The 25986-nt window shown below is 51.9% G+C and carries 23 protein-coding genes and 3 pseudogenes; 12 read left to right on the top strand and 14 right to left on the bottom strand.

Translation table 11 applies throughout. From position 1 onward, the window contains the following. Position 1: 1 nt before the first annotated feature. Positions 2 to 1714, bottom strand: coding sequence for a flagellar basal-body MS-ring/collar protein FliF (gene fliF, locus C3432_RS26175; protein ID WP_103780403.1), 1713 nt, complete (start codon positions 1712 to 1714; stop codon positions 2 to 4). Between the two features lie 270 nt (positions 1715 to 1984). Between fliF and fliE the strand changes: the two genes are divergently transcribed. The 9 genes from fliE (at position 1985) to C3432_RS26130 (ending at position 9498) form a co-directional block, all read left to right on the top strand. Then, positions 1985 to 2320 carry a flagellar hook-basal body complex protein FliE gene (fliE, locus tag C3432_RS26170; RefSeq protein WP_103780401.1) on the top strand — a complete coding sequence of 112 codons (336 nt, stop codon included), beginning with the start codon at positions 1985 to 1987 and terminating at the stop codon, positions 2318 to 2320. Positions 2321 to 2461: 141 nt separating this feature from the next. Then, the gene (locus C3432_RS26165) at positions 2462 to 3325 is read left to right on the top strand and encodes a CheR family methyltransferase (RefSeq protein ID WP_258041667.1); all 864 of its coding nucleotides are present in this window, start codon (positions 2462 to 2464) and stop codon (positions 3323 to 3325) included. After that, positions 3322 to 4368: a protein-glutamate methylesterase/protein-glutamine glutaminase gene (locus C3432_RS26160; RefSeq protein ID WP_103780399.1), complete on the top strand. Its 1047-nt coding sequence runs from the start codon at positions 3322 to 3324 to the stop codon at positions 4366 to 4368. The genes C3432_RS26165 and C3432_RS26160 overlap by 4 nt, the downstream gene beginning before the upstream one ends. A gap of 58 nt (positions 4369 to 4426) precedes the next feature. Next, complete coding sequence (gene cheY / locus C3432_RS26155; protein WP_103780397.1) at positions 4427 to 4816, top strand: chemotaxis response regulator CheY; 390 nt, start codon at positions 4427 to 4429, stop codon at positions 4814 to 4816. Between the two features lie 2 nt (positions 4817 to 4818). Next, positions 4819 to 5457 (top strand): protein phosphatase CheZ, encoded by a 639-nt coding sequence (gene cheZ / locus C3432_RS26150; RefSeq protein ID WP_103780395.1) that lies wholly within the window; start codon positions 4819 to 4821, stop codon positions 5455 to 5457. Between the two features lie 84 nt (positions 5458 to 5541). Further along, positions 5542 to 6687, top strand: coding sequence for a flagellar biosynthesis protein FlhB (gene flhB / locus C3432_RS26145; RefSeq protein WP_103780392.1), 1146 nt, complete (start codon positions 5542 to 5544; stop codon positions 6685 to 6687). Beyond that, a complete protein-coding gene (gene flhA / locus C3432_RS26140) occupies positions 6687 to 8792 on the top strand; it encodes a flagellar biosynthesis protein FlhA (RefSeq protein WP_103780390.1) in 2106 nt (701 codons plus the stop codon). The genes flhB and flhA overlap by 1 nt, the downstream gene beginning before the upstream one ends. After that, positions 8789 to 9196: a flagellar protein FlhE gene (locus tag C3432_RS26135; protein ID WP_258041666.1), complete on the top strand. Its 408-nt coding sequence runs from the start codon at positions 8789 to 8791 to the stop codon at positions 9194 to 9196. The genes flhA and C3432_RS26135 overlap by 4 nt, the downstream gene beginning before the upstream one ends. 80 nt (positions 9197 to 9276) lie before the next feature. After that, positions 9277 to 9498: a hypothetical protein gene (locus C3432_RS26130; protein ID WP_103780388.1), complete on the top strand. Its 222-nt coding sequence runs from the start codon at positions 9277 to 9279 to the stop codon at positions 9496 to 9498. Here C3432_RS26130 and C3432_RS26125 read toward each other — a convergent pair. The 3 genes from C3432_RS26125 to fliD form a co-directional block, all read right to left on the bottom strand. Then, the gene (locus tag C3432_RS26125) at positions 9492 to 9830 is read right to left on the bottom strand and encodes a flagellar protein FliT (protein WP_258041665.1); all 339 of its coding nucleotides are present in this window, start codon (positions 9828 to 9830) and stop codon (positions 9492 to 9494) included. The two genes, C3432_RS26130 and C3432_RS26125, sit on opposite strands and share 7 nt — an antisense overlap. After that, positions 9823 to 10227, bottom strand: a complete 405-nt coding sequence (fliS, locus tag C3432_RS26120; protein ID WP_103780386.1) for a flagellar export chaperone FliS — start codon at positions 10225 to 10227, stop codon at positions 9823 to 9825. The genes C3432_RS26125 and fliS overlap by 8 nt, the downstream gene beginning before the upstream one ends. A 67-nt stretch (positions 10228 to 10294) precedes the next feature. Beyond that, on the bottom strand, positions 10295 to 11749 hold the full coding sequence (fliD, locus tag C3432_RS26115; RefSeq protein ID WP_103780383.1) for a flagellar filament capping protein FliD: 1455 nt from the start codon (positions 11747 to 11749) through the stop codon (positions 10295 to 10297). A gap of 575 nt (positions 11750 to 12324) precedes the next feature. Between fliD and C3432_RS28180 the strand changes: the two are divergent. The 3 pseudogenes from C3432_RS28180 to tnpA all read left to right on the top strand — a co-directional run. Beyond that, positions 12325 to 12618 (top strand): annotated as a pseudogene (locus tag C3432_RS28180) (flagellin N-terminal helical domain-containing protein); the annotation flags it as partial. A gap of 1 nt (position 12619) precedes the next feature. After that, positions 12620 to 13621: pseudogene (locus C3432_RS26105) on the top strand (FliC/FljB family flagellin); the annotation flags it as partial. A 187-nt stretch (positions 13622 to 13808) separates the two neighbouring features. Then, positions 13809 to 14134 (top strand): annotated as a pseudogene (tnpA, locus tag C3432_RS26095) (IS200/IS605 family transposase); the annotation flags it as partial. Positions 14135 to 14518: 384 nt separating this feature from the next. Here the strand turns inward: tnpA and ltrA are convergent. The 10 genes from ltrA to flgK all read right to left on the bottom strand — a co-directional run bounded on the left by ltrA (position 14519) and on the right by flgK (position 25925). Further along, positions 14519 to 15886, bottom strand: a complete 1368-nt coding sequence (gene ltrA, locus C3432_RS26085; RefSeq protein ID WP_219816772.1) for a group II intron reverse transcriptase/maturase — start codon at positions 15884 to 15886, stop codon at positions 14519 to 14521. Positions 15887 to 16340: 454 nt separating this feature from the next. Continuing rightward, positions 16341 to 16847 (bottom strand): chemotaxis protein CheW, encoded by a 507-nt coding sequence (gene cheW / locus C3432_RS26075; protein ID WP_103780376.1) that lies wholly within the window; start codon positions 16845 to 16847, stop codon positions 16341 to 16343. A gap of 4 nt (positions 16848 to 16851) precedes the next feature. After that, entirely contained in the window at positions 16852 to 18885 is a 2034-nt protein-coding gene (gene cheA / locus C3432_RS26070; RefSeq protein WP_103780373.1) for a chemotaxis protein CheA, read from the bottom strand. A gap of 26 nt (positions 18886 to 18911) precedes the next feature. Beyond that, positions 18912 to 19850 (bottom strand): flagellar motor protein MotB, encoded by a 939-nt coding sequence (motB, locus tag C3432_RS26065; protein ID WP_103780371.1) that lies wholly within the window; start codon positions 19848 to 19850, stop codon positions 18912 to 18914. Further along, positions 19847 to 20731, bottom strand: coding sequence for a flagellar motor stator protein MotA (gene motA / locus C3432_RS26060; protein ID WP_103780369.1), 885 nt, complete (start codon positions 20729 to 20731; stop codon positions 19847 to 19849). The genes motB and motA overlap by 4 nt, the downstream gene beginning before the upstream one ends. Positions 20732 to 20858: 127 nt before the next feature. Further along, on the bottom strand, positions 20859 to 21413 hold the full coding sequence (flhC, locus tag C3432_RS26055; RefSeq protein WP_103780367.1) for a flagellar transcriptional regulator FlhC: 555 nt from the start codon (positions 21411 to 21413) through the stop codon (positions 20859 to 20861). A gap of 14 nt (positions 21414 to 21427) precedes the next feature. Continuing rightward, positions 21428 to 21766: a flagellar transcriptional regulator FlhD gene (flhD, locus tag C3432_RS26050; RefSeq protein ID WP_103780365.1), complete on the bottom strand. Its 339-nt coding sequence runs from the start codon at positions 21764 to 21766 to the stop codon at positions 21428 to 21430. Positions 21767 to 22148: 382 nt separating this feature from the next. Continuing rightward, complete coding sequence (locus C3432_RS26045; RefSeq protein ID WP_103780449.1) at positions 22149 to 22871, bottom strand: RNA polymerase sigma factor FliA; 723 nt, start codon at positions 22869 to 22871, stop codon at positions 22149 to 22151. 435 nt (positions 22872 to 23306) lie between these two features. Then, positions 23307 to 24230 (bottom strand): flagellar hook-associated protein FlgL, encoded by a 924-nt coding sequence (flgL, locus tag C3432_RS26040; RefSeq protein ID WP_103780363.1) that lies wholly within the window; start codon positions 24228 to 24230, stop codon positions 23307 to 23309. A 51-nt stretch (positions 24231 to 24281) separates the two neighbouring features. Further along, positions 24282 to 25925 (bottom strand): flagellar hook-associated protein FlgK, encoded by a 1644-nt coding sequence (gene flgK, locus C3432_RS26035; protein WP_103780361.1) that lies wholly within the window; start codon positions 25923 to 25925, stop codon positions 24282 to 24284. Positions 25926 to 25986 lie beyond the last annotated feature (61 nt).

Here is a 25986-nt window from a genome sequence, read left to right as displayed (position 1 = left end):
GTTACGGGTGCTCCTTGTTCATCCACTGACGAAGAACAAGCGCAATAACCTGTGGCTCCTGCTCCGCCATGTCACGCAGTTGCTGCGTATGTAATTCAGCATCAATTTTCCGTTGCGCTTTGCCGCGGTCGTTCTCTTCTTTCTCCTGCTTGAGGGCGTTAAGCTGTGCCTCACGGGCCTCTTTCTCCAGCTCAAGGCGTTGCAGGAGCAGCTCCTGGTGACGCATCCACGCAGGCTGAACCGCTTTGCGCCACAGAATGAATGCCACGATAGCGATCAGCAGATAGCGCGCCGCAGCGAACATCAGGTCAATGACTTCCGGCTGCTTCCATAGCGGCAGCATGACTTCATCATCCGCTGTGCTGAACGGGGAGTTAACGATGTTGACGGTATCGCCACGCGCTTCGGAAAAACCGACCGCCTCTTTCACCAGCGCTGTGATCTGCGTCAGCTGCTCCGGGCTGAGCGCTTCAGGCTCGCCTGCTTTGCCGATCAGATGGTTAACGACGACCGCCACGGAAAGACGCTCAACGGAGCCGGTGCTGCGTTTAATGTGCGTCAGCGTGCGATCCAGCTCATAGTTGGTCGTTTCACCCGTATTACTGTTGTAAGGCATCAATTGTGGCTGTTGCGCCGTATTGGCTGCATTAGCCGCATTGGGGGCATTGGCCGCATTGGGGGCCGCGTTATTGCCCTGCGCATCGTTATTTTGCCCCACAGGCTGAGTGAGCGGCGCGGTAGTCGGGGCTGGCGGCTGGTTGCTCAGCGCGCCGGGAACACCGCCGTTAATATTGCGACCGCCCTGCTGTGAATCCGTGCTCTGACGGCTACGGATCGACATTTTGTCCGTTGCGGTGTTTGGCTGGAACTGCTCTGCCGTTTGCTCATGCTGCGTAAAGTCAATTTGTGCCGTCACCTGCGCTTTCACATTCTGACTACCCACAATAGGAGCCAGGATGGACTGAATGCGGTGCTGGTAATCCGCTTCCACTTCGCTTGTGTATTTCAGCTGCGACGTCTGCTGTCCCTGAACACCTTGCTGAGTCAGCAGTCGGCCCGTTTGATCGACCACGGTCACACCGTCAGCGTTCAGACCGGGAACCGCGCTGGCGATGAGGTACGAAATTGAGCTGACCTGCCCTGTATCCATGGTCCGGCCCGGATACAGATTCACCGTGACGGACGCCGTCGGCTGCTTTTGTTCACGGATGAACAGCGACGGTTTGGGTACCGCGAGATGGACGCGAACCGACTGTACCGGTCCGAGCGATTCGATGGTGCGCGCCAGTTCTCCCTCCAGCGCACGCTGATAGTTAACCTGCTCGCTAAACTGGCTGATGCCGAATTTTTCCTGGTCGAGCAGTTCAAAGCCTACCGCGCCACCTTTCGGCAATCCCTGCTGTGCCAGATATAATCGCGCTTCATGAACCTTATCAGCAGGAACCATAATCGCCCCGCCGCGATCGTCGAAACGATATGGGATATTCATCTGGGACAGCTGCGACACGATAGCCCCGCCATCCTGATCGCTGATATTACTGTAAAGCACGCGGTAATCCGGCGCCTTAGCCCACAGCAAAAGCGCGACAACCACAGAAATAGCGGCCGCAGCCGCAATAAGCAGAATGAGTTTAGGGTTTGCACGCAGTCGGTCGAGTGCAGTCACCACACTGGCGATGTAATTAGTTTTTGTTCCGTTTGTTGTGGCATTCATGCCGTAGTCCTGTATGAAAATAAGTGACGCAATCTGGACGCAATATTGCGTATCAGTACTCCTGTAAGGATGGACAGAAAACGAAGCGGTGCATCCGCCGACAGAATTCCATAATGTGTATTATCTTCTAAATGTGAAAATTTTAAGTACTGATAAGCTGAAACTTCTGTCGGCTTATTGAATTATTCTTACAAGGTGTCGACATGTTAATCTTTAGCTATAAAAGAAGTGCATCCACTTCCTGGTTTTTCAGAATAAAAGGTAAAAGTAATGGCTATTCAATCGATGGGGGGAGTTCTGGAGCAGATTCAATTCCAGACACAGCAAATATCGACCTCTCCCATAAAGAGCTCATTTATCTCAGACTTTGGAAATGATAAGACCGCATCATTCTCAGAGATGCTGTTTAATAGTGTAAGTAATATTAATCAAACGCAAATTACTGCAAAGACGCAGTCTGAGGCCTACCTTGCAGGGGCAACGGATATTGGCCTGAATGACGTCATGGTTTCGCTGCAAAAATCGTCCATCGCATTAAATATGGGTATTCAGGTTCGAAATAAAATGGTCAGCGCGTACCAGGAAATAATGAACATGAGTGTTTAAGCATCTACATCAACGTAAAAAACACCCTGTCATAACAAAATTAACTGTATATTAACACCCGAGCCCGTTGATATTATCCTGAGTAAACCGACAGGATAATAGAATTAATGATACACACCAGACATCGTAAGGGTGTCATTTATGGGCAACGAAAACGATGTCATTAACATGAATACTAAGAAAGTGAATATTGAATCAAGTATTTCAGACCGCGAACTGGAAAAAGTTAGCGAACTTATTTATCAGCGCGCCGGCATCGTTCTGACCAATCAGAAGCGTGATATGGTTTATAACCGCCTGTCCCGCCGTTTACGTGAGCGCCATTTAACCCGATTTTCTGACTACCTGCAGCTGCTGGAAAACAATTTACACAGCGACGAGTGGCAGGCGTTTGTCAACGCCCTGACGACGAACCTGACGTCATTCTTTCGTGAAGCCTACCACTTCCCGCTGCTGGCAGAACACGCCCGCAAGCGCCGTGGAAATTACAACGTCTGGTGTACGGCATCGTCTACAGGTGAAGAACCGTGTTCGGTTGCCATTACGCTGGATGAAGCGCTGGGCAGCACCAGTGCCGGTCCGCGGGTTTGGGCCACAGACATCGATACAGAAGTGCTTTCGACCGCGATGGCGGGCGTGTATCGCCTGAACGATCTTGACTGTATGTCGATTGAGCAAAAACGAAACTACTTTCTGCGCGGTACGGGTTCCCAGAAAAATCTGGTGAAAGTGCGTAGCGACCTGCTGAATACGATCCATTACCAGCATATGAATTTACTGGACCAGAACTGGGATATTCCTGCCCCTTTCGACGCCATTTTTTGCCGCAACGTGATGATCTATTTCGATCAGAAAACCCAGCAGCAATTGATGAACCGTTTTTCTCGTTTGCTTAAGCCTGGCGGGCTTTTGTTTGTTGGCCACTCAGAGCACTTCAACAACATAAACGGGCCGTTTCGTCTGCGCGGCCAGTCGGTCTATACCCTGGCACAGGAGAAACGATGAAGAAAATCAAAGTACTTTGCGTAGATGACTCCGCGCTGATCCGCAACATCATGACCGATATCGTCAATTCTCATGACGATATGGAGATGGTGGCGACGGCACCAGACCCCATTATTGCCCGCGATCTGATCAAACGCTTCAACCCTGACGTACTGACCCTCGACGTTGAAATGCCGCGTATGGATGGTCTGGATTTTCTGGAACGTCTGATGCGTCTGCGTCCTATGCCGGTCATCATGGTCTCTTCCCTGACCAGCAAAGGGTCTGAAATCACCCTGAGCGCGCTGGAGCTGGGGGCGCTGGATTTTGTCACCAAACCGCAAATGGGGCTGAAAGAAGGCATGAACAGCTACAGCGAAGCGATTGCCGAGAAAATCCGCACCGCATCGCTCGCCGTGGTTCACCGTCTCGAGCAGCGTGTTGCCACTCCGCACGTAATTGCCGCGCCGCTGCTGAGCAGTGAAAAAATCTTCGCCATCGGTTCATCCACGGGGGGAACCGAAGCGCTGCGCCAGGTGTTAACGCTTTTACCACGTAACTGTCCGGGCCTGGTGATTGCCCAGCATATGCCGCCGGGCTTTACACGCTCATTCGCTGACCGTCTCGACAAGCTCTGTCAGATCTCGGTGAAAGAAGCAGAAGATGGCGATCGCGTCCTGCCGGGGCATGCTTATATCGCCCCCGGCGCGCTGCACATGGAGATGATCCGTAGCGGCGCGAACTACCACCTCAAGCTGAACGAATCCGCCCCCGTTAATCGTCACCGCCCTTCGGTAGATGTGCTGTTTAACTCTGTTGCTTCCTGCGCGGGGAAAAATGCCATCGGTGTGATCCTCACGGGGATGGGAAACGATGGCGCAAAAGGCCTTCTGGCGATGCGCAAAGCCGGGGCACACACCCTCGCCCAAAGCGAGAGAAGTTGCGTGGTGTTCGGTATGCCGCGCGAGGCGATTGCCCTGAACGCTGCGTGCGAGGTGGTCGACCTTGCAGATATGAGCCAGCACATGCTCAACAGCGTTGTCGGTCAGGCTCGTCGAATTTAAGTATTTTACTTATTAACTCAGCGCCTCCCCTGGGGGCTTATCGATATCAGGAAAAAAAATGGCAGATAAAAACTTACGTTTCTTAGTTGTTGACGATTTCGCCACAATGCGCCGTATTGTTCGCAACCTCTTAAAAGATCTGGGCTTTAACAATGTAGATGAAGCTGAAGACGGGCAGGATGCGCTGGCGAAACTGCGTGAATCCTCTTTCGATTTCGTTATCAGCGACTGGAATATGCCCAACATGGACGGCCTGGAACTGCTGTCTGAAATCCGCAAATCCAGCGAGCTGAGCCAGATGCCGGTCCTGATGGTCACGGCGGAAGCGAAGAAGGAAAACATTATTGCCGCGGCTCAGGCGGGCGCAAGTGGATACGTAGTCAAACCCTTCACAGCGGCAACGCTTGAGGAGAAACTCAACAAAATCTTTGAAAAACTTGGGTGGTAAGGATGAATTCGCAGAGCAATGCTACGACCGACGATAGCTATAAAGATATCTTCTCACGCATTGGGCATCTGACTCGCCTGCTGCGTGACAGCCTGACTAATCTGGGTCTCGACCGCGCCATTATGGACGCGGCTGACGCCATTCCGGATGCACGCGATCGCCTCTGCTATGTCGTTGGAAAAACCTCTCAGGCCGCGGAATGCGCCCTGACCTGTGTTGAAGTTGCCCGTCCGTTGCAGGATCAGCTGAACGACCGTTCGAAAGCGCTGACCGAACGCTGGGATGCCTGGTTCGCCGACCCTATTGCGCTGGCCGAAGCCAAAGATCTCGTCAATGACACCCGTCAGTTTCTGAGTGATACGCCGAAACTGGCGGGTCAAACCAACGAGCAGCTGATGCAAATCATGATGGCTCAGGACTTCCAGGATCTGACCGGCCAGGTGATCCAACGCATGATGAACCTGATTGAGAATGTTGAGAAAGAGCTGATTCAGGTTCTGCTGGAAAACATACCGGAGCGCCAGAAAGAGGAAGTGGAGACCCACAACCTGAAGAATGGCCCGCAAATTGACAACTCTAAAGTTGGCGTCGTCGCGTCTCAGGATCAGGTTGATGACCTGCTTGAAAGCCTTGGTTTTTAATTGCCACAACGCTGTCTGCGCCCGCACAGCGCGAGGCTCAGCAGCGATTTTTGTTGTTTTACTGTTTAAAGATGTACCGAAAGCATGTCGCAAGATAGTGATGTAGAAAAAACAGAAGAACCCACACCCCAGAAAAAAGAGAAGGCGCGAAAAGACGGTAATGTTCCCCGATCCAAGGAACTGACCTCGCTGCTGATGCTGCTGATGGGCTGGGGGCTGATTCTGTTAGGCGGTGATATCGTCGCCCGCAAGCTGGTCTTGCTGTTGCAAAACGGGCTGAGCTTCGATCGCATGATGCTGCTTGAACCCATGTCGATGGTTCGTCAGCTACGATTGCTGCTCACCATGGCGGCAACCTCTATTTTGCCGATTTTGTTGGGCCTTTTTCTGACCGCTATTTCCGCATCCATGCTGTTGGGTGGGATCAATTTAAGCGGTAAGTCTTTGAAATTTGACCTGAAGCGCATTAATCCTCTGTCCGGACTTAAGCGCATGGTGTCCGCCCAGGTCGTGTCAGAGCTGTTGAAAAGTATTCTGAAAGTAACGCTGGTTGGGATCGCCGGCGGGCTGTTTCTCTACAGCAACAAGATGCAGATGATGCAGCTGGGTACAGGCTCCGTCGCCAATGCGCTGAATGATGCGCGCGGGCTGATCGCAGGCTGTCTGCTGGTTGTCATTCTGTCGTTGATCCCGATGGTGGGCTACGACGTTTTTTATCAGATATTCAGTAATCTGAAAAAGTTGCGCATGAGTCGTCAGGAAATTCGCGACGAATTTAAACAGAGCGAAGGCGATCCGCACGTGAAAGGGCGCATCAAGCAGCTCCAGCGTGCATCAGCCCGCTCGCGCATGATGGCCGATGTGCCAAAAGCTGACGTTATCGTCAATAACCCAACCCACTATTCCGTCGCGCTGAGCTACAAGGAAGGCGGAACGGGCGCCCCAATAGTCCTGGCGAAAGGCGCAGGTGAGGTGGCATTACGTATTCGGGAAGCAGGGAAAGAACACAACATTCCTATGCTGGAAGCGCCGCCGTTGGCGCGTGCGCTCTACCGCCACTGCGATATTGGCAGCCCTATTCCGGCTGAATTGTACAGCGCGGTTGCTGAAGTGCTGGCCTGGGTTTACGGCCTGCGCCGCTGGCGTCAGACGGGCGGTGTCGCCCCTGTTAAACCGAAGAGTTTGTCCGTGCCACCGGCAATGGATTTTGCAAAAGAGAGTAAAGAGTGATGGCTGGATACGCCGAAAAATTACGATTACCAAACCTGAAAGATACCCAGTGGCAGATCATGGCCGGGCCGGTGCTTATCCTCATCATCTTGTCCATGATGGTTCTGCCCCTGCCCGCATTTATGCTGGATCTGTTTTTTACCTTTAACATCGTTCTGTCGCTGATGATTCTTCTGGTGGCGATGTTTACCCAGAAAACGCTGGATTTCTCCGCTTTCCCGACGGTGCTGCTGTTCGCGACATTGCTACGCCTGGCGCTAAATATCGCATCCACGCGTATCATTCTGATGGAAGGCCACACCGGTTCGAACGCCGCAGGGCGCGTTGTTGAAGCCTTTGGTCACTTCCTCGTGGGCGGTAACTTTGCGATAGGTATCGTGGTCTTTGCCATCCTGATAATCATTAACTTCATGGTTATCACCAAAGGTGCGGGACGTATCGCCGAAGTGGGCGCGCGCTTTGTGCTCGATGGTATGCCGGGTAAACAAATGGCAATCGACGCCGATCTTAATGCCGGTCTGATTGGTGAAGAAGAAGCGAAACGCCGCCGCGCAGACGTCACTCAGGAATCGGATTTCTACGGTTCAATGGACGGTGCGAGCAAGTTCGTGCGCGGTGACGCCATCGCCGGTTTGATCATTATGGCCGTCACCATCATCGGCGGTCTGCTGATCGGTATCATGCAGCACGATCTGACGCTATCGCAGTCTGCCGAAACCTACACCATCTTAACCATCGGTGATGGCCTGGTAGGTCAGATCCCCGCGTTAATCATCTCTACCGCCGCCGGTGTTATCGTCACCCGCGTCTCGACGGATGAAGATGTTGGCGAGCAGATGATTAGCCAGCTGTTTACCAATCCGCGCGTGATGGTGCTGACCGCCGCCATTGTCGGCCTGCTGGGGATGATCCCGGGCATGCCTAACTTTGTTTTCCTGCTGTTTACCGCATCCTTACTGGGGATTGCCTGGTGGATGCGCGGACGCCAGATGGAAGAAAGTGGCGGCAGCAAGAGCCAGCAAAAAGAAGATAAAGCCGCTGCAAAAGCACAGGCAGAAGCGGCGCGCGTTTCAGAAGCGTCCTGGTCTGACGTGCAGATGGAAGATGTGCTGGGTCTGGAAGTGGGATACCGTCTGATCCCTATCGTGGATAGCGATCAGAACGGGCAGTTGCTGACCCGTATTCGCGGTATTCGTAAAAAGTTCGCCCAGGAAATGGGCTTCTTACCCCCGGCCGTACACATCCGGGACAACCTGGATCTCTCCCCGACGGAGTACCGTATTCTGTTAAAGGGTGTTGAAATTGGTCGCGGTGAAGCGCTGCCGGAGCGCTGGATGGCAATTAACCCAGGTTGCGCAGAGGGCGAGCTGCCCGGCACGCCGTGCCAGGAGCCGGCATTCGGCCTTCCTGCGGTGTGGATTGATGAAGTAATGCGCGAACATGCTCAGACGCTCGGCTACACCGTGGTCGACCCAAGTTCAGTGATTGCCACGCACCTTAATCACCTGATTGCGACCCATACCGACGAGCTGTTTGGTCGCCAGGAAACCCAGATGCTGCTGGACCGTCTGACAAAAGAGATGCCGAAGCTGGTTGAGGATCTGATCCCTGGCGTGATTACCCTGACGAACTTCCATAAGGTATTGCAGAACCTGCTGGCGGAACGCATTTCCATCCGTGATATGCGCACCATTGTTGATACGCTGGCTGAATTCGCTGGCGTGCAGGCCGACCCGGATGAGCTGACCGCACAGGTTCGTATTCGCCTGAGCCGGGCCATCACCCAGCAGTGGTTCCCGGGGACCGGCGAAATTCAGGTGATTGGGCTGGATCTTAACCTCGAGCGCCTGCTGATTCAGGCAAGCCAGAGCGGCAGCGCAATTGAGCCGGGCATTGCGGAAAATCTTATGCGCCAGACCGAGAAAGCAATTTTGCAGCAAGAAGCGATTGGCGCGCCGATCGTTCTGCTGGTCAATCAGCCGCTGCGCTTTATGCTGTCGCGTTTCCTGCGTCGCGTATTCCCGCAGCTGACGGTGCTCTCCAACCTGGAAATCACCAACAACCGTACCGTGCGTATGACTTACATTATTGGTGGCAAAGAGTGATACGCATAAAGCGTATCCTGTTGTCCGGGCTGTTTTTCCCGCTGGCGGTGAACGCCGCCAGCGGGTCGTGGACGCAAAAAACCGCGGGCGGCACCATCAGCACGGGGAAACAAATCCTGGCCTCGCGCACGCTGACCGCTCCGGCGGGTGTTCCAGCCCAGGCCATGACCACGTCCATCAGCTGGCAGATTCAGCTTCTTTCCCCCCCGCCCCCCGGCCTTGAAATCAAACTGTGCACAGCCCGGCGCTGTATCAGGCTGCCGGGGCTTACCGGCCGTCAGACGGTGACCGTTCCAATGCAGGCGCAGGTTCCCTATCGTTTCGTTTACTCCGTAAACAGCCAGGGGCAGCTTCGCCCGACGTTGAATGTCGTCAGCAACCAGCTCACCATTAATTACCGTTAATCCCCCTCTTTTCCCCTTCGGGGCCAACGACGCCCTCGTTTTCTTTATTGTTGACCGCGCTGAGCACATCAGCACCGGTCATGAGCGCCCCCATCAAACATGGCGACAGCAGCAACGGCGGTAAGAAACGATGCACAAAGAAGGGAAACCGACAGCCAGGAAAAGCCGTGGATGACGCAGAAAGAGGCGTTGCAAAAAAGAGGAAAACAATGCTGTCCCCTGAAGGACGGGAGACTTTTACAACGAAGAGAATAGACAAAGGCTATTTTGAAGACGAAAACAGCCTTGTCTCAGATTACTGAAGTGTCGATGTGAAGTTGGAGGAGTATGCCTGATTGCATTTTTTTCCAAGGTTCAATGCGGACATATCCCGACGTAATACATCAAGGCGCCCTTTCATTGCATTCATAATAATATCTTCGTTATCCATCAGACGCTGAAGATAATACTTGAGCTGTTCTTTTTCATCCGAGCACAGATCATATGAATGACCGGTGATGGCGTCCTGCAACGTCACAATGTAATCTGCTGCAAGCTCGATAAAACTCTGCCATTCTCCTTGCCTGGCCATCTCAAGTAATACTAAGTTTTGTTGATAAATATTTTCGTAATTGGCAGTAATGGATTTATCCATGGCGCACCTGTTTCTGCGAGGGTTCAATTTCTTTCCACGTATTGGCAAGACTCATCAGTAACTCATCAACGTGGGTTAACTTATCCGGGTTGTTACGCATGTTGCATTCAAGCAGCGTGCGCGACATATATTCGTATAGCATCTCAAGTTCCTGAGCAATTTCTTTCCCTTGCTCGTGATCGAGAGCGGAGCGTAATCCGTTATCAATAATGTTAATTGCTTTCGAAATCATTTCACCGCGCTTGGCGATATTTCCATTTTCGAAATAAATTTTCGCACGTAAAATGGCGTTATGCGCTCCATCAAATAGCATACTGATCAATTGATGCGGTGTCGCACCGGCCAGTTGACTCTCCAGGTCAACCTGTGCATATGCTTTTATTCCTTGACCGTACATAATAAGCTCCGTTTTAAACAGGCAAAGTAACGTCACCTTTGCCTGAAAATCGCTATCTGTAAAAAATTTAGAGTGTCAGCAACAGTGCAGAGAGCTGTGCGCTCATGCTGTTTAGCTGTGCCATCGTGGAGTCCAGTTGCTGGAACTGCACACGATAGCGCTCTACGGAGGCGTCAATCAGACGCTGGGTTTTATCGATCTGCGTTTGCAGAATGTCGACCTGAGAATTCAGACTGTCAGTGGAGTTCTTAATGATCCCATCCACTTTGTTCTCAGAATCACCCACATATTTTGTGATGATGCCGTCGAGGGTCGCCGCCAGGCCCGGGTTTTCCTCGGTACCCATAAACATAAAGGCGATACCGTCCGCATCATCAGCGATCGCCTGCTTCAGCTTGTCCTCATCCAGCGTCATCTGGCCGGTCGAAGCGTCAATCTTAATACCGATATCCGCCAGCGAACGGTACGTCGAATCGGAATTTCCGTACACGCCGTTCACGGCAGAACGAAGCTCACCCACCATACCGCGCAGGGTGGCATCCCCCATCAGCGCGCCGTTTTCTGAGTTGGTCGTCGCCAGCTCATTGTTAGAGAGGCTCGACGAATCATAAGGCACATATTTGCTGGAGCTGCTCGTCAGTCCCATCAACGAGTTGTACTGCGTGACAAATTCTTGCACGCTGCTCTCGATGGCAGAGTTATCCTTGTTCAGCGTGAGCTGCTCAGGCTCGCCCGCTTCCGTCACGGCTTTCAGCGTCAGCGTGACGCCATCAAGAATATCGGTGATGGTGTTGCTCGAGCGCGTATAGTTACTGCCGTCGACGGTCAGTTTGGCATCCGTCGCGGCAGAGACCACTTTCATTCCGGTGCCCGGACTGTCATCTTCGCCCGTATCGCCGCCGCCGGTGGTATTGAGCACGCCAGCCAGGGTGTCGTCACCCTCAACGTTGACGCTAATTTCACCGTCTGTGCCGGTGGTTTTCGAACTCAGTACCAGCTGATAGCCGTCATCCGTACGCTGTACGCTCGCCGTGACATCACCGTTTTCACGGTTAATGGCTTTGGCTATCTGTGCAAGAGAAGTCTCGTCATCAGCCAGTTCGACTTCCATTTCGCTGCCATCTTTTTGCGAAATGGTCATGGTACGGGTGCCACCCGTATTCTCGCCCAGACGCTCATCCTGGCTTTCGTAGGCGTCGGTCTTAATCTTATGTGCTGTCGCCAGCTGATGTACGGTCACCGCATGCGTGTCTGCACGGGCATCCGACGTCGCGGTAGCGCTGAATGAGGTGTTAGTGCTTACCGTCAGGGTATTAAAGGCTTCACCATTCAGCTTACCAACATTCGTCTGCAGCGCAGACATTGAATTTGAAATCAGCCCCCATGCGGAAACCTTTGATTTATAGCTTGACTGCAGGCTGGTGTACGGGGTCAAACGTGACTGTTCACCTAATTTAATCTGCTCAAGCATGGCTGCTGTATCTATGCCTGACCCGATACCTAATGATGATATTGAAGCCATTACGTCTCCTTTATGGCGCTGCTTTATATTTTTATCAACACACTACCAGATATCGGTTTTAAAAAAATAAAGTTTAATTTTTTGTCTCTGCACAGGCAACCGCTCAGGTACAGATAATACACACTCTTGCGCTTTTCAGGACATTGACCCGATAACTTTAAGAAGTTTCGTACTCATTTTCAGGACCAGCAGAATAAATATCATCAATATTGCGTGCATTTTAACGAATTGCCGCGTCCCCTATTTTAACGGATGTCCGGATGCGATTATAACGCATATCGCATAATTGTATTAACGCCTGAAATGCGCACACTTATGAGCCCGTTTCAGTGGATTCGGATAATTCTCGCCATTCCCATTCTTTTCCTTTCTTTACCACGGCAAGGGAAATTGAAATAAACACCCACAAAAAATTAACATGTGGTTATTTAAGCAACATTTGAATAGCATGACTTAAAAAAAAATTTCAGTGATTCCTGGTCGCGCCGATGTTTTTAATATGCGAACGAATAACACGCTAACTGCACTTCGTCCCGCGTCTTTAACTAATACTAATTTAAGTAAGAGGCTAATTCATGTCACAGGTTATCAATACTAACGCCCTCAGCCTGGTTGCTCAGAACAACCTGAACAAATCTCAGTCCGCTCTCGGCACCTCCATTGAGCGTCTATCTTCCGGTCTGCGTATCAACAGCGCAAAAGATGATGCTGCCGGCCAGGCTATCAGCAACCGTTTCACCGCCAACATCACCGGTCTGACCCAGGCGTCACGTAACGCCAACGACGGTATCTCCATCGCACAGACCACTGAAGGCGCGCTGAACGAAGTCAACGATAACCTTCAGAACATCCGTCGTCTGACCGTTCAGGCTCAGAACGGCANTTGAGCGTCTATCTTCCGGTCTGCGTATCAACAGCGCAAAAGATGATGCTGCCGGCCAGGCTATCAGCAACCGTTTCACCGCCAACATCACCGGTCTGACCCAGGCGTCACGTAACGCCAACGACGGTATCTCCATCGCACAGACCACTGAAGGCGCGCTGAACGAAGTCAACGATAACCTTCAGAACATCCGTCGTCTGACCGTTCAGGCTCAGAACGGCACCAACTCCGAGTCTGACCGTAAATCCATCCAGGACGAAATCAACGCCCGTCTGGAAGAAATCAACCGTATCTCCGAGCAGACCGAATTCAACGGCGTGAAGGTTCTGAGCGCTGACCAGACTCTGGGGATTCAGGTTGGTTCCAACGACGGCCAGACCATCGACATCAACCTGAACAAGGTTGACTCCAGCACCCTGGGAATGTCCGGCTTTGACGTCACCAGCGTGGCCACCAAAGTGGGCGTGGGCGCAAGCATCACTGATGCCAATGGCGAAACTGTCAAGCTCGATGCTGCTGCGCTGGCTGAACTGGAAACTGTGGCAGGTGGCGACGTGTACTCCACCACCGATAAGGATGGCAACACCACTTACTTTGGTGTGGCTGCTGACGGCAAGGTGAAGACCGTGGCTATCAATGACCTGACTGCAACTGCCCCGGGCGACAAATACGGGGCGGCTGATGCCGGCGCAGCAACCGCCGGCCTGGTGGCGATGACCACTCAGTTGGACACCATCGACCAGGCAATGGCCCAGGTTGACGAACTGCGTTCTTCCCTGGGTGCCACCCAGAACCGTTTCGATTCTGTTATCAGCAACCTGAACAGCACCGTTAACAACCTGTCCGAATCCCGCTCCCGTATCCTGGACGCGGACTTCGCTTCTGAAGTGTCTGAAATGAGCCGCGCGAATATCCTGCAGTCTGCTGGTATCTCCGTTCTCTCCCAGGCAAACCAGGTTCCGCAGAACGTACTGTCCCTGCTGCGTTAATCCAGCCCAGGAAGCTCAAGCCCGACATCCGTCGGGCTTTTTTTGTGCACAGAAAACCCCCAGCTAGGCTGGGAGTTCCGGAAAGCTTTCAGCTTTGGGCCTGTTATTAAAACCCCTTTTGATTTGTTAAAACACCTTGCGGTCTGGCAACTGCAAAAGTTCAACAAGAAATCAAAAGGGGGTCCCAATGGGGGACGAAAAGAGCTTAGCGCACACCCGATGGAACTGTAAATATCACATAGTTTTTGCGCCCAAATACCGAAGACAAGCGTTCTACGGAGAGAAACGCAGGGCGATAGGCAGCATCTTAAGAAAGCTGTGTGAGTGGAAAAACGTGCGGATTCTGGAAGCGGAATGCTGTGCAGACATATCCATATGCTTGTGGAAATCCCACCCAAAATGAGCGTATCCGGCTTTATGGGGTATCTGAAAGGGAAAAGCAGTCTGATGCTGTATGAGCAGTTTGGGGATATGAAATTCAAGTACAGGAATAGAGAGTTCTGGTGCCGGGGATACTACGTAGATACGGTGGGTAAGAACACGGTGAAGATACAGGAATACATAAAGCACCAGCTTACAGAAGATAAAATGGGTGAGCAGTTATCGATCCCTTATCCGGGTAGCCCGTTTACGGGCCGTAAGTAACGAAGTCTGATGCAAATGTCAGATCGTGTGCGCCTGTTAGGGCGCGGCTGGTAACAGAGCCTTATAGGCGCATCCGAAAAACCTCCGGCTATGCTGGAGAATATTTATTTATGCCCTCTTCCCCCTGTCGCTGGCGTTACTAAAGATCTCATGCGGTACGACAAATCGGCATAGGAGGCAGGCATCTCAGCCTGCACCCCTGCCACACCACCCGGCATGCGGGTCCGCACCGGGCGGTTCGAAAGTTTGAGGTTACACGAGGCGGGGTAAACCCTGCCTGTCGAACCATGCCAGATCCAATACCTTATTGAGAAGCTTGTCACTGTTTCGCCACCAACGTCGGCTGTTATGCGCTATTTTGACGGCAATACTGAGACTTGCTCCCATCGCGCAAAGTTTTCTGAACATCGTCGTGCCACGTCGCCATTGCTTAAGCTGAAGTGCCCTCAACCTGTGGCGAAGCCATTCCTCCAACTTTTTCCATACTCCGGGAGTTTGGGCCAGACTGAAGTAAGCCCGCCACCCCAGAAGATAAGGGCGTAGTCGTTGTATCACTTCCGTCATACCACGACCTCCGTTGCGTTGAGTCAGTTTCCGGACTCGGTGCCTGAACGCTGCCACTGCTTTAGGCGCAACTCTGAGTTTTACCACCTTTCCCGGTGCCACCCACAGGGCGTACCCCAGGAACTTACTGGTAAACGCACTGGCTACTGCGCTTTTGGCTTCGTTGACTTTCAGTTTCAGACGGTTGAACAGTCTGACGAGCAGAGCCATCACGCGCTGTCCTGCCCGACGACTGCTGACATATACGTTACAGTCATCGGCGTACCGTACAAAGCTGTGTCCCCGTCGTTCAGGCTCCTTATTCACTTCATCCAGTAAAACGTTAGCCAGTAATGGGGACAAAGGCCCGCCCTGAGGCGTCCCCAGCTTCCGTTGGATTATCGTGCCACCATCCATGATCCCCGCATTCAGATATGCACGAACCAGCCAGATTACTCCGGCATCGTCGATACGTTTCCTCAGACGGCCTGTCAGGATGTCATGGTCAACCCGGTCAAAGAACTTCTCCAGATCCACATCAACCACTACACGGCGGCCTGATTGCGCGAACGCCTGAGCAGCAAGAACCGCATCCTGCGCGCGGCGACCCGGCCTGAATCCATAGCTATGTTCACTGAAAGCAGGATCGAGCAACGGTTGTAGCACCTGCAACAATGCTTGCTGGATTAATCGATCCGTCACCGTCGGGATACCCAGCTCACGCTGGCCTCCTCCGGGTTTCGGGATCATAACCCTTAATACCGGCTTTGGCCGATATATCCCGTTTAACAACTGCTCCCGAATTACAGGCCATGTCGTCTGCAACTGGAGGGCTGTCTGGTCTACGTCCAGACCGTCCACGCCAGCGGCACCCCGGTTGGCTCGCACTCTGCGAAAGGCTTGTTGTAGGTTTTCTCGCGTCAGCATTGCCTTAATCAATGCTGGCCCTGCGTCTTCCGGATCTCCGGCTTCACCACAGCCTACCCTGGACGAGGCTTCACCCCGACATTCGGCAGACTGCCCTGTATGTTCAGGCTTCTGGCGCATGGCCTCAGATATCAACATAGATTCAGACACTCACTCTCGTTTGCCCTTTACCGCGCAGACTTTACATCTGCCCGGCTACTATGGCCCCTGCTGACTTCTCGCTCCGGTCCTGTGCCGTTGCCCTTTCAGGCTCTCTGCGAGATATCCCCGGGTAAGAACGCACTCCTTCATCGTACAACCGCCGAATTTACGCTGCCTCGCCTTGATCACGAGAGCTTCGCGGAGACGTGCCCGCCCACCCTGCTTAACAGCGCCTTATATCCGGTTCTTGTCCATCGGCTCACGATTTATGCTCCACGCTTCCTCTCCACACTCAGTCGCCCTAATGTAGTTGCGCTTCACTTCATTTGCTGTGATCAACTCATGGCGGGACTCACACCCGCAGGAGTACGCCCATGCCGGGCGCACTCGTAAAAAACCCCGGACTTTCGTCCAGGGTCAGAGTGCGTATCCGTCCGGCTGCCCGTTGAGACAGCGGGCAGACTTATTCGTAGGCGTGTTCCGTGATTTTCTCAACCAGCGACATTTCTTCACTGTTCAGCAGTTTCTCAATATCGACCAGAATCAACATGCGCTCGTCAACCGTCCCCAGTCCGAGCAGGTACTCTGTGGAGAGGGTGACAGAGAAATCAGGAGCCGGCTTGATCTGATCGTTCGTCAGTGACAGAACGTCCGACACGCCGTCCACAATGATGCCAACCACACGCTCACCGATGTTCAGAATGATAATCACGGTGTTTTCATTGAACTCACCGACAACCTGCTGGAACTTCACGCGAAGATCGACAATAGGAACGATAACCCCACGCAGGTTAGTGACACCGATAATAAAGTCTGGCGCATTGGCGATGCGGGTTACACGGTCGTAGCCACGAATCTCCTGCACTTTGAGGATCTCAACGCCATACTCTTCATTACCCAATGTAAAAACCAGGTAACCCTGACCGATATTCTTCTCACCGTATTGTTTTTCAGATACTGAAAATGTCATGATTTTACCCTTGGTTATCAGTTATTAAGGAACTGACACGTTGCTTTTTGCACATCGATGCCAGTGCAGCCACATCGAGGATCAAGGCCACGCTGCCATCGCCAAGAATCGTGGCGGCGGAAATCCCCGGAACTTTCCGGTAGTTTTGTTCCAGATTTTTCACGACCACCTGGTGCTGACCAATCAGCTGATCGACCAGCAATGCGTAACGACAGCCCGCACTTTGCAGAATAACGGCGACACCGTCGTTCACCGACTTCGCCGCCCGCGGGATGGAGAGCACCTGATGGAGTTCGACCAGCGGCATGTATTCATCACGAACCTGCAACACCAGTTCTTCACCTGCCATCTGGTAGAGGGCTTTCTCCGAAGGCTTCAGGGATTCCATCACCGTGCCGAGCGGCAGGACGTAGATCTCATCCCCCACGCGAACGGACATCCCGTCAAGGATCGCCAGCGTCAGCGGCAGAATGATGCGAATAACCGAGCCTTTATCCTGTTCGGACTGGATCTCAACGTGTCCGCCCATCTCCTGAATGTTTCGTCTGACGACGTCCATCCCTACGCCACGGCCGGACACATCCGTTACTTTTTCTGCCGTCGAGAAACCGGCCGCAAAGATCAGCATCCAGACTTCTTCATCGCTGATATTTTCGTTTAGCGCCATGCCCTGAGAGCGGGCGCGCGCGAGAATTTTTTCCCGGTTCAGACCCGCGCCATCATCAACAACCTCAATCACAATGTTGCCGCCGTGATGCTCTGCGGAAAGCATCAGGTTGCCTTTCTCTGGTTTGCCTTTCGCACGGCGCACGTCGGTTGGCTCAATCCCATGATCGAGGCTGTTACGCACCAGGTGGGTCAGCGGATCGATGATGCGTTCAATCAGGCTCTTATCCAGTTCGGCCGAACCGCCGCGCAGCGTCAGCTCCACTTCTTTATTGAGCTTATCCGCCAAATCATGAACCAGACGCGGGAAACGGCTGAAGACATACTCCATCGGCATCATACGAATAGACATCACTGACTCTTGCAGGTCACGGGCATTGCGCTCAATTTGTCCGATGCTGCTGATCAGCGAGTCATGCGTTGCCGGGTCGAGCGTGGAAGAGAGCTGGCTCAACATCGCCTGAGTGATAATCAGCTCCCCCACCTGGTTAATGATCTGGTCGACCTTCTCAACCGCGACGCGGATGCTGCCCGCTTCCGATGGCTGCGCACGATTCCCGGCCTTTGGTCGTTTCGCCGGTTTTGCCGCCGCCGGCTGGGCCGGGGCCGATACCGCTGGCTCCGCTTTGGCTTCAGCTTCCGGCTGTGGCTCAGGCTCCACCGACTCAATCGGCTCAATCCGCGTTTTTACAGGCTCAATAACAATCTGATCCGGTTCAATGACAAAACAGAGCACCGCGATGATGTCATCTTCAGCGATCGCCGTGCGCAGACGAACCTGCAGGCATTCTCCGTCGACCTTACTGTCGACGATATCCCCCAGATTCCCCAGCTCTTCGACCATCAGCGACTGTTCAGACGCTTTCAGCCCTTTGAGGGTGATATCTAACAGTGGCGCATCATTCCCTTCGGCCTGTGCAGGCTGTGCGGCCTGGACGGGTTGCGTCTTTTCAGCGGCGGTGGGTGTCGGTTTCGCCGCCCCCTGTTTTCCTTCTAGTGCAATCTGGCGCAGTGCCTCACAGATATACTGGAAAGTCTCCTGGTCGGGCTCCTGCGACGCTTTGTAGGCATCAAGCTGATCCTGCATAATGTCTTTACTCTCGAGAAACAGGTTAATAATGTCGCTGTTTAACTGAAGCTGTCCGCAACGTGCATCATCCAGCAGATTCTCAAGGATATGCGTTGTTTCTTGCAGCACAGTAAAACCGAAGGTACCGGCACCGCCCTTGATGGAGTGCGCCGCGCGAAAAATCGCATTCATCATCTCCTTGTCGGGTGAGGATACATCCAGCTCTAAAAGATGCCTTTCCATATCCGCCAACAGCTCGTCGGCCTCGGCAAAGAAAGTTTGATAAAAATCACTGACATCCATTTACGCCACCTCTTCTTGGCTTAAAGTTACTGCCCCGGTTGAACGGAAATGCCTTCGACCTGACCCATTAAATGATTAATGTCATCTTCCGGCGCTGGCTGAGCATGAGATTTAATAGGCGGCCGGGGCGGCATAATCGTGTCTTCTTTCAAAATCGCCTGCTCTTTATCTTTGCTCAGTACGAGAATACTGATCCGTCGGTTAGAGGGATCGTCCGGGCTGGTGTCGACAAGACCCATCATGTCCGCGGTACCAATGACGCGGAGAAACTTGCTCTGCGCCAGCCCCGCCGCCGCCATCACGCGGCGCGACGCATTGGCGCGATCCGCTGACAGCTCCCAGTTGCTGTACCCCACGGAGCCGCCAGAATAAGGCAACGAATCCGTATGACCGGTCAGGCTGATGCGGTTTGGCATTTCATTGAGGACAGGAACCAGCGCCTGGAGAATATCGCGCATATAGGGGGCGGGGGTGTAACTGCCGATGTTGAACATTGGGCGATCTTGCGTATCGGTGATCTGAATCAGCAGGCCGTCATCCGTGAGCGACAGCATGAGGTTAGACTGGAAGTTGTTGAGTCTTGGATCGGTCTGAATCAGCGAATCCAGCTTTTCGCGCGCGCGCTCGAGCGCCTGGACGTTACGCTGTTGGTCGATTTTGTTCAGTGTCTGACGCAAAACTTCACCGTCAGATTTCATAAAATCATCGCCGCCGCCGGGAATGGGGCTATCGCTCATGCTGGTTCGATCGCCGTTGCTCATAGCCACCTTGAGCGGCATCCTGAAGTATTCCGCTATCTGCTGACGCTGGGTCGGCGTCGACGTCGCCAGCAGCCACATCACCAGGAAGAATGCCATCATCGCCGTCATAAAGTCGGCATAGGCTATCTTCCAGGAACCGCCGTGGTGAGCATGTTTATGTTTTTTACCTCGGCGAACGACAATAACCTGCTTGTCCTTCTTCATGACGATCCACCTTCAGATCCGCCACCGCTTTTCGCCTGACGAACATGATCTTCCATCTCAACGAACGTCGGACGCTCGGTGGAGAACAGCGTTTTACGCCCAAACTCGATGGCAATCTGAGGAGCATAGCCATTCAGGTACGAAAGCAGAGTCACTTTGATGCACTGCAACATCTTTATCTCTTCGCTGCTCTTCTGACGAAGCAGCGTTGCCAGCGGCAGAATAAAGCCGTACGCCAGCAAAATACCGAGGAAGGTTCCAACCATCGCGTGGGCAATCAGTTCACCCAGTTCCGCTGCCGGACGATCGGCCGATGCCAGGGCGTTAACAACCCCCATCACCGCCGCCACGATCCCAAACGCAGGCAGAGCGTCACCCACGCTATTCAGACTCCCGGCCGGGACTTCGTGTTCGTGCTCCACGGTTTCGATCTCTTCATCCATCAATGCTTCCATTTCGAACGCATTCATGTTGCCGCTGACCATCAGGCGCATATAGTCAACAACGAAGTTCATCAGAACCGGATCGGCCATCAGGCGAGGATAGGCCGTAAAAATCGTACTATTCTGTGGATCTTCAATATCGCCTTCCAGCGACATCAGCCCGCTCTGGCGGCTTTTGGTCATTAATTGCAGCAGCATGGCCAAAAGGTCCATATACATGGCTTTTGAATATGATGAACCTTTAAAAAGGTGTGGAAGGGTTTTCATCGTGGCTTTAATGGCTTTGCCATTGTTCCCCACGATAAAGGCACCGACGGCCGCGCCGCCAATGATTAACACTTCTAATGGTTGATAAAGGGCTCCAAGGTTACCGCCACTCAATACATAACCACCGAACACGGTCAGTATGACCACCAGATAGCCAACAATAACAAGCACATGAACTCCTTACTAAAATTAAATCTCATCCCACCCATGTGACTGGTTACTTTCGAATGCACATACGGAGAGGCACTGCGACATACAGCGCGATGTGGTCCTGGTATTTCCTGCTAATGCCCGTTTATCAGGCTTCGAGAGCCGGCTCGGCCAAAAAGTCGAGGGCCTTACTCTTTTTGATTGCGCGTGACGGAGGACAGCACAAGCTACAGGTAAACGGGTTTTTGGCATGTTCGCTGGTGACGACGAATCCACCACCGCACACGCTACATTCGGTCTGTTCGATCATACCGCAGTCGATGAAGCGGAGTAACGTCCAGGCACGGGTCAGCCCCAGAACCGGCTTATCGCCAGGCGCTATCGGGCATTGCTCCAGGTAAAGGCGGTAAGCTTTAACGGTGGCTTCAATCGGGCGGCACACTTCCGTCTTCTGGATATACAAATGGATGTTGTAGAACATAGATGAGTGAATGTTCTGTTCCCAGGCCATAAACCAGTCTTCGGAGAAAGGAAGCATACCTTTCGGCGGTGGACAGCCTCTGAGTTCTTTATATAGCTTCAGCAGACGACGACGGCTCAGGCTGGTTTCACTTTCCAGAACCTGCATACGGGCACCAAAAGAGATCAGCTCCATCGCGATCTGCACCTCTTTGATTTCCTCTAAAATACTTTTCTCACTCATTTTTCAAACTCTGATCAGGAAGTAGGTACGCTATGCTCGGAAATCGAGTTAAGCAGGTCGGTCGACAAAATGATCCCTGTATGGATCTGCTGTAACGCTTCGATACGTGAATCTTTGGTCAGCATGTCGATAACCATTTCGTTATCTACGCGCAGACGGCAAATCAGTTGGTTCGTCGATGCCAGCTTAATCAACTTCGGCAGCGACAAATCTTTAATCGTGTCGATCGTCGCTTCCGGCAAACCCAGACGAAAACCTGCAGCAAATTTGTCTTCTCTGATCAGCTGCTGGGCCAGTAGCAAATAAGAAAGATTAATATCGTGAATGCTTTGAAGTTGCTCGTCGAAGTGCATGGTATTCCTCTGTGGCTCTACTGCGTTCAATTCGGCGTAACGAAATGAATATGATTTATTTACATACGGGAGACTGATGCCCGCACCGCGTTATATTCCGCAGCGAGTTATGTTCAGTAACCCTGTCGATTGGTTTTAATTATGCTGACAATATAAATCGAAGCAAATCAAATTTACGGACCAAAACAGAGCGTTCCCAAATATCAACGTATCAGTTCGATTTTCATTCATTAAACGCAAGCTCAACAAGACGCACGTTGTTTTGTAAATTAATGAAAAGGTGACATGTTCATCATAATACCTGGCCAAATATACATTTCCAATATCTCATCCATTTCACTAATGGCACCCTTTCAATGGTGGTTAAAAAATATCTCTACCGTTATTCTCCCGCATCCAGACGCGCACGCAATCGTTTGATCGCCTGACTGTGTATCTGACTGACCCGGGTTTCCGTCACGTTCAGCAAAATACCTATCTCTTTCATATTAAGCTCTTGTTGATAATAAAGATTTAACAACATTTGTTCACGTTCAGGGAGCATGCCGATTTCATGTGAAACCTGCTTCAATAACTTCTTCATCATCAGGCTATTGAGTGGATCGAGCTTTGTATTCTGCTCATCGGACTGTTCAATGCCTTCGGGGCTTTCTTCCTGTAACTCGTCCAGAGAATAAATTTGACTGGTGTTGGTATCAGCCAGCATCTGCTGATATTCCTCCAAGGTAATATTCATTGCTTCAGCGACTTCCGCTTCGGTTGCCGCACGGCCAAGACTTTGTTCAAGCCTTTGAATAACAGCTGAAATTTCCCTTGCGTTACTGCGAACCCGTCGCGGAACCCAGTCCCGTTCACGTAGCTCATCAATCAACGCCCAGCGTACGCGCTGCGTAATATATTTACTGAGCACAATACCTTTACTGGGGTCAAAATCGTCTATTGCCCCTAACAACCCAATCGCCCCTGCCTGTATTAAATCATCCAGATCGACACTGGCAGGAACTCGTAACTGGAGGCGTAATGCTTCATGTCTAACTAATGGGCTATATCGGGCCCACACTTCATTTTTATCAACGACCCCGCCGGGGGTATATAGACCGTCCATAATTCCTTTATTCCCATTATAAAACACCGCATAATTATTGTTGAAAATGTCAAAATCACACAGCCTGATAAGCTCAAACATTAATGCGCAATTCGACACTTCATTTATTTTTGTTTGTAAAGAACAGTCTGTTCATTAGAGGTGTTTTTTACGTTTACCTGATAACCCAGGTAACTATCACCTCCTGTCCTGTACAAAAAACAAACAATATGCATACGTTACTACACTAGGAATTTTCTAAGGATGTTTAACTTTTATTTAAGTTAGGAACCCAGCCCCCTGCAAAATGAATTAATGTTTCACTTTCCCGACCTGGTGAAAAACGATATTTCAAACAGGGAACTGTTTTACCCTCAACCCTGTTAATAACGAACTTGTAACAGTTTATTTCGCTTCCATAAAATCACTTCACGAAAATAATGCATGCAACATACACTATCTTAACATGTTAAAAATCGACATTTGCTGCATCGTCTGGAATACCATCATCGATGAACTCAACGCGAACTCAGACATTTTGGATTGTGAAACTAAAGTAATCATTGAATCCGGATCGGAACCGACGGTTTGCTGTAAACGAGATTGCAACGTGATTTTCTGTGTGTCCGAACTGTAGCTCAGGTTTTCAATCTGCTGGAGGCTCGTCCCGACTTCCGCCTGAACCCTGCCCAGGTTGTCGATGCACTTGTTGAGGGAAACATTGACGCTGTCGAGGGTTGCTTGTAACGCTTCCCGATCTTCATCCGTTTCAATCGGCTTGTTCAGCGCTTCAATGGCTTCGTCCAGCGCGGCAAAAATGTCATGTTCGGTGCCGGACATGAACACATCCTGGCCCGTATGCCCCACCTTCATTTCGGTGCTGTCCGCCACAAGCTGCGTCATTGCCGTATCGCCGCCGACATAGGTACCATCTTTCAGGAACGGTTCCGTTCCCGTTTTATAGCCCCCGAAAATGTAACGGCCGTTGCTGTTCTTGCTGTTCGCCAGATCCAGCATGTTGTCGCGGATACCCTGCAACTCCGTCGCCAGCGCCTGACGGTCTGCATCGGAATAGGTACCGTTCCCGCCAGCAACAATTTTCTCTGACAGATTCTGCGTCATGATGTTGCTGAGGGAATTGAGAACCGTGTCTTCCTGAGCCAGAGAATCGTAAGCATACATACGTGATGTATCAAACTGATTTATTGACGCCAGCGCGTTCTGGTAAATCACCGCCTGAGAGGCTCCCGCAGGATCGTCAGAAGGTTTGAGCAGGATCTGCCCGGAAGACAAACGCATATAGATATCATTACCGCCGACCATCGCCTTCGATAAGCTATCAATATTGCTTTGATACATATACTGAGTACTGAGACGCATAACGCTGTCCTTATCTTATTACTCACTCGAATTCTGACGAGTGCGGCGTGGTTATCGGATACTTAAAATGGTGTCAAACAGCGTTGTGGCGGTCTGAAGGACCTGCGCATTTGCCTGGTAGTACTGAGAGTACATCTGCAAATTGATGTATTCCTCGTTCAGATCTACGCCGGAAATGGCCTGCTGCTGATAAAGCATGGCTTCATACGTTTTCGCACTGGTGCTGGCGTTGGCTTTCAGCGCCGTCATGGCTGAACCCACGGAGCTGACCAGGCTCGCGTACGCTTCGGTGAGCGTCGATTTACCAATGAGCGCTTCATCTTTAATGGCGATCATTGCCTTTATATTTTCGTTGTTGCTCTCATCGTCAGGATCGGGAGAGCTGGAGGCGGCAATCTGATTGCCATCAGTGATGGCGACGCTCAATTTATCCGCTACGCCGGCAACCGGGTTGAGGATAAAGCTATCATTTTCCTGCGGATTTCCCTGAGGAGACACCGAAATACCGTCGAACATCAGCTCGCCGTACTCTCCGATCGTCGTCGGGACAATCGCGCCGTAGCTGTCCTTCACTTCCCAGTCGTTCGCGTCTGGTCCTTTAAAGGTCAGCGTATAGTCCTGGGCTTTTACCTGGCTTACGTCGGTATAGGTTGTCTTAAGATCGGCATCCCCGGTGTTGTTGCGGTTCACCAGCGCGACAGGATCGGGAATATTGAAGATGTCGCCACCCGGGTTGCCATTCAGGTCATAACCCTGCTGGTTTACCTCATTCAGGCGATTTGCCATTTGTAACGCCAGCATGTTCAGCTGGTTACGGGAATCTTCCAGATCTTCGTTGCGGAACTTGAACAGGCCGCCAAGCTTCCCGGTAGTGATTTTAGATTCGTCTAACGGCAGCGCGTTGCCGGATGCATCCACGTAGGAAACCACGATTTTATTCGGATTTTCAGCCGCCGGGGACGCTTCCAGCTTGTAAGAGCGATCGCCGTTCACGAGCGGTAAACCGTTCGCCATCGTGACATCGACACGGCCGGTGGTTGGGTTTTCCGTTACGCGAATCCCCACGTGGTCGTTAAGTTTGCTGAGGAGCTGGTCACGCTGATCCATCAGGTTCGGAGGAATCGTTCCCGTTTGCCCATGGATCTTGGCAATTTCCTGGTTCAGCTTCGCCAGCTGTTCCGCCGTGGCGTTAATTTCATCAACACTTTGGGTAATTTGAGTATTGGTGCTTTTTTCCAAGCCGTTCAGCGTCTTGCTGTTGGTCTGGTATTGATAAGACAGCGCATTGAACTGAGACAGCGTTTCCTGGCGGGCTGCGGCACTCACCGGGTCACTGCTCATTTTTTCCATCGCGCCGAACATGGCGCCCATAGAAACAGAGATGTTGTAGGTGTCATCGCCCAGCATGTTGTCAATCTGGCTCAGCTGCTCGTAGCGGCTGGCCATCGACTGATACTCTGTCGCCGCGCTGCGTACTTGGTTATTGACAAAGGCGTCGTAGGCACGCTGTACGCCATTAACCTGAACACCATAGCCAAAATAGCCATAGCCCGTGGTTTTGCCGCCAGCTTCTCCCAGCAGGATGTGCTGACGGCTGTAGCCGGGTGTCATCGCATTGCTCAGGTTGTTACCGACAACGTTCAGTGCCGATTGTGCAGAACTTAGGCCACTTTGAGCCAAATACATCAGATTCATCGTTTCTCGTGCTCTCTTCTGTGTCCGGAACCTGAAAGGTTTTAAACATCTTTACCGAACT

The sequence above is a fragment of the Citrobacter amalonaticus genome, from assembly GCF_002918555.1.
Classification (GTDB): Bacteria; Pseudomonadota; Gammaproteobacteria; order Enterobacterales; family Enterobacteriaceae; genus Citrobacter_C; species Citrobacter_C amalonaticus_A.
This window is presented reverse-complemented; position numbering and strand designations above follow the sequence as displayed.

Coding starts and splice junctions, on each gene's coding strand:
- fliF (WP_103780403.1), bottom strand. CDS start 1,714: ATGAATGCCACAACAAACGGAACAAAAACTAATTACATCGCCAGTGTG.
- fliE (WP_103780401.1), top strand. CDS start 1,985: ATGGCTATTCAATCGATGGGGGGAGTTCTGGAGCAGATTCAATTCCAG.
- C3432_RS26165 (WP_258041667.1), top strand. CDS start 2,462: ATGGGCAACGAAAACGATGTCATTAACATGAATACTAAGAAAGTGAAT.
- C3432_RS26160 (WP_103780399.1), top strand. CDS start 3,322: ATGAAGAAAATCAAAGTACTTTGCGTAGATGACTCCGCGCTGATCCGC.
- cheY (WP_103780397.1), top strand. CDS start 4,427: ATGGCAGATAAAAACTTACGTTTCTTAGTTGTTGACGATTTCGCCACA.
- cheZ (WP_103780395.1), top strand. CDS start 4,819: ATGAATTCGCAGAGCAATGCTACGACCGACGATAGCTATAAAGATATC.
- flhB (WP_103780392.1), top strand. CDS start 5,542: ATGTCGCAAGATAGTGATGTAGAAAAAACAGAAGAACCCACACCCCAG.
- flhA (WP_103780390.1), top strand. CDS start 6,687: ATGGCTGGATACGCCGAAAAATTACGATTACCAAACCTGAAAGATACC.
- C3432_RS26130 (WP_103780388.1), top strand. CDS start 9,277: ATGAGCGCCCCCATCAAACATGGCGACAGCAGCAACGGCGGTAAGAAA.
- C3432_RS26125 (WP_258041665.1), bottom strand. CDS start 9,830: ATGGATAAATCCATTACTGCCAATTACGAAAATATTTATCAACAAAAC.
- fliS (WP_103780386.1), bottom strand. CDS start 10,227: ATGTACGGTCAAGGAATAAAAGCATATGCACAGGTTGACCTGGAGAGT.
- fliD (WP_103780383.1), bottom strand. CDS start 11,749: ATGGCTTCAATATCATCATTAGGTATCGGGTCAGGCATAGATACAGCA.
- cheW (WP_103780376.1), bottom strand. CDS start 16,847: ATGACATTTTCAGTATCTGAAAAACAATACGGTGAGAAGAATATCGGT.
- cheA (WP_103780373.1), bottom strand. CDS start 18,885: ATGGATGTCAGTGATTTTTATCAAACTTTCTTTGCCGAGGCCGACGAG.
- motB (WP_103780371.1), bottom strand. CDS start 19,850: ATGAAGAAGGACAAGCAGGTTATTGTCGTTCGCCGAGGTAAAAAACAT.
- flhC (WP_103780367.1), bottom strand. CDS start 21,413: ATGAGTGAGAAAAGTATTTTAGAGGAAATCAAAGAGGTGCAGATCGCG.
- flhD (WP_103780365.1), bottom strand. CDS start 21,766: ATGCACTTCGACGAGCAACTTCAAAGCATTCACGATATTAATCTTTCT.
- C3432_RS26045 (WP_103780449.1), bottom strand. CDS start 22,871: ATGGACGGTCTATATACCCCCGGCGGGGTCGTTGATAAAAATGAAGTG.
- flgL (WP_103780363.1), bottom strand. CDS start 24,230: ATGCGTCTCAGTACTCAGTATATGTATCAAAGCAATATTGATAGCTTA.
- flgK (WP_103780361.1), bottom strand. CDS start 25,925: ATGAATCTGATGTATTTGGCTCAAAGTGGCCTAAGTTCTGCACAATCG.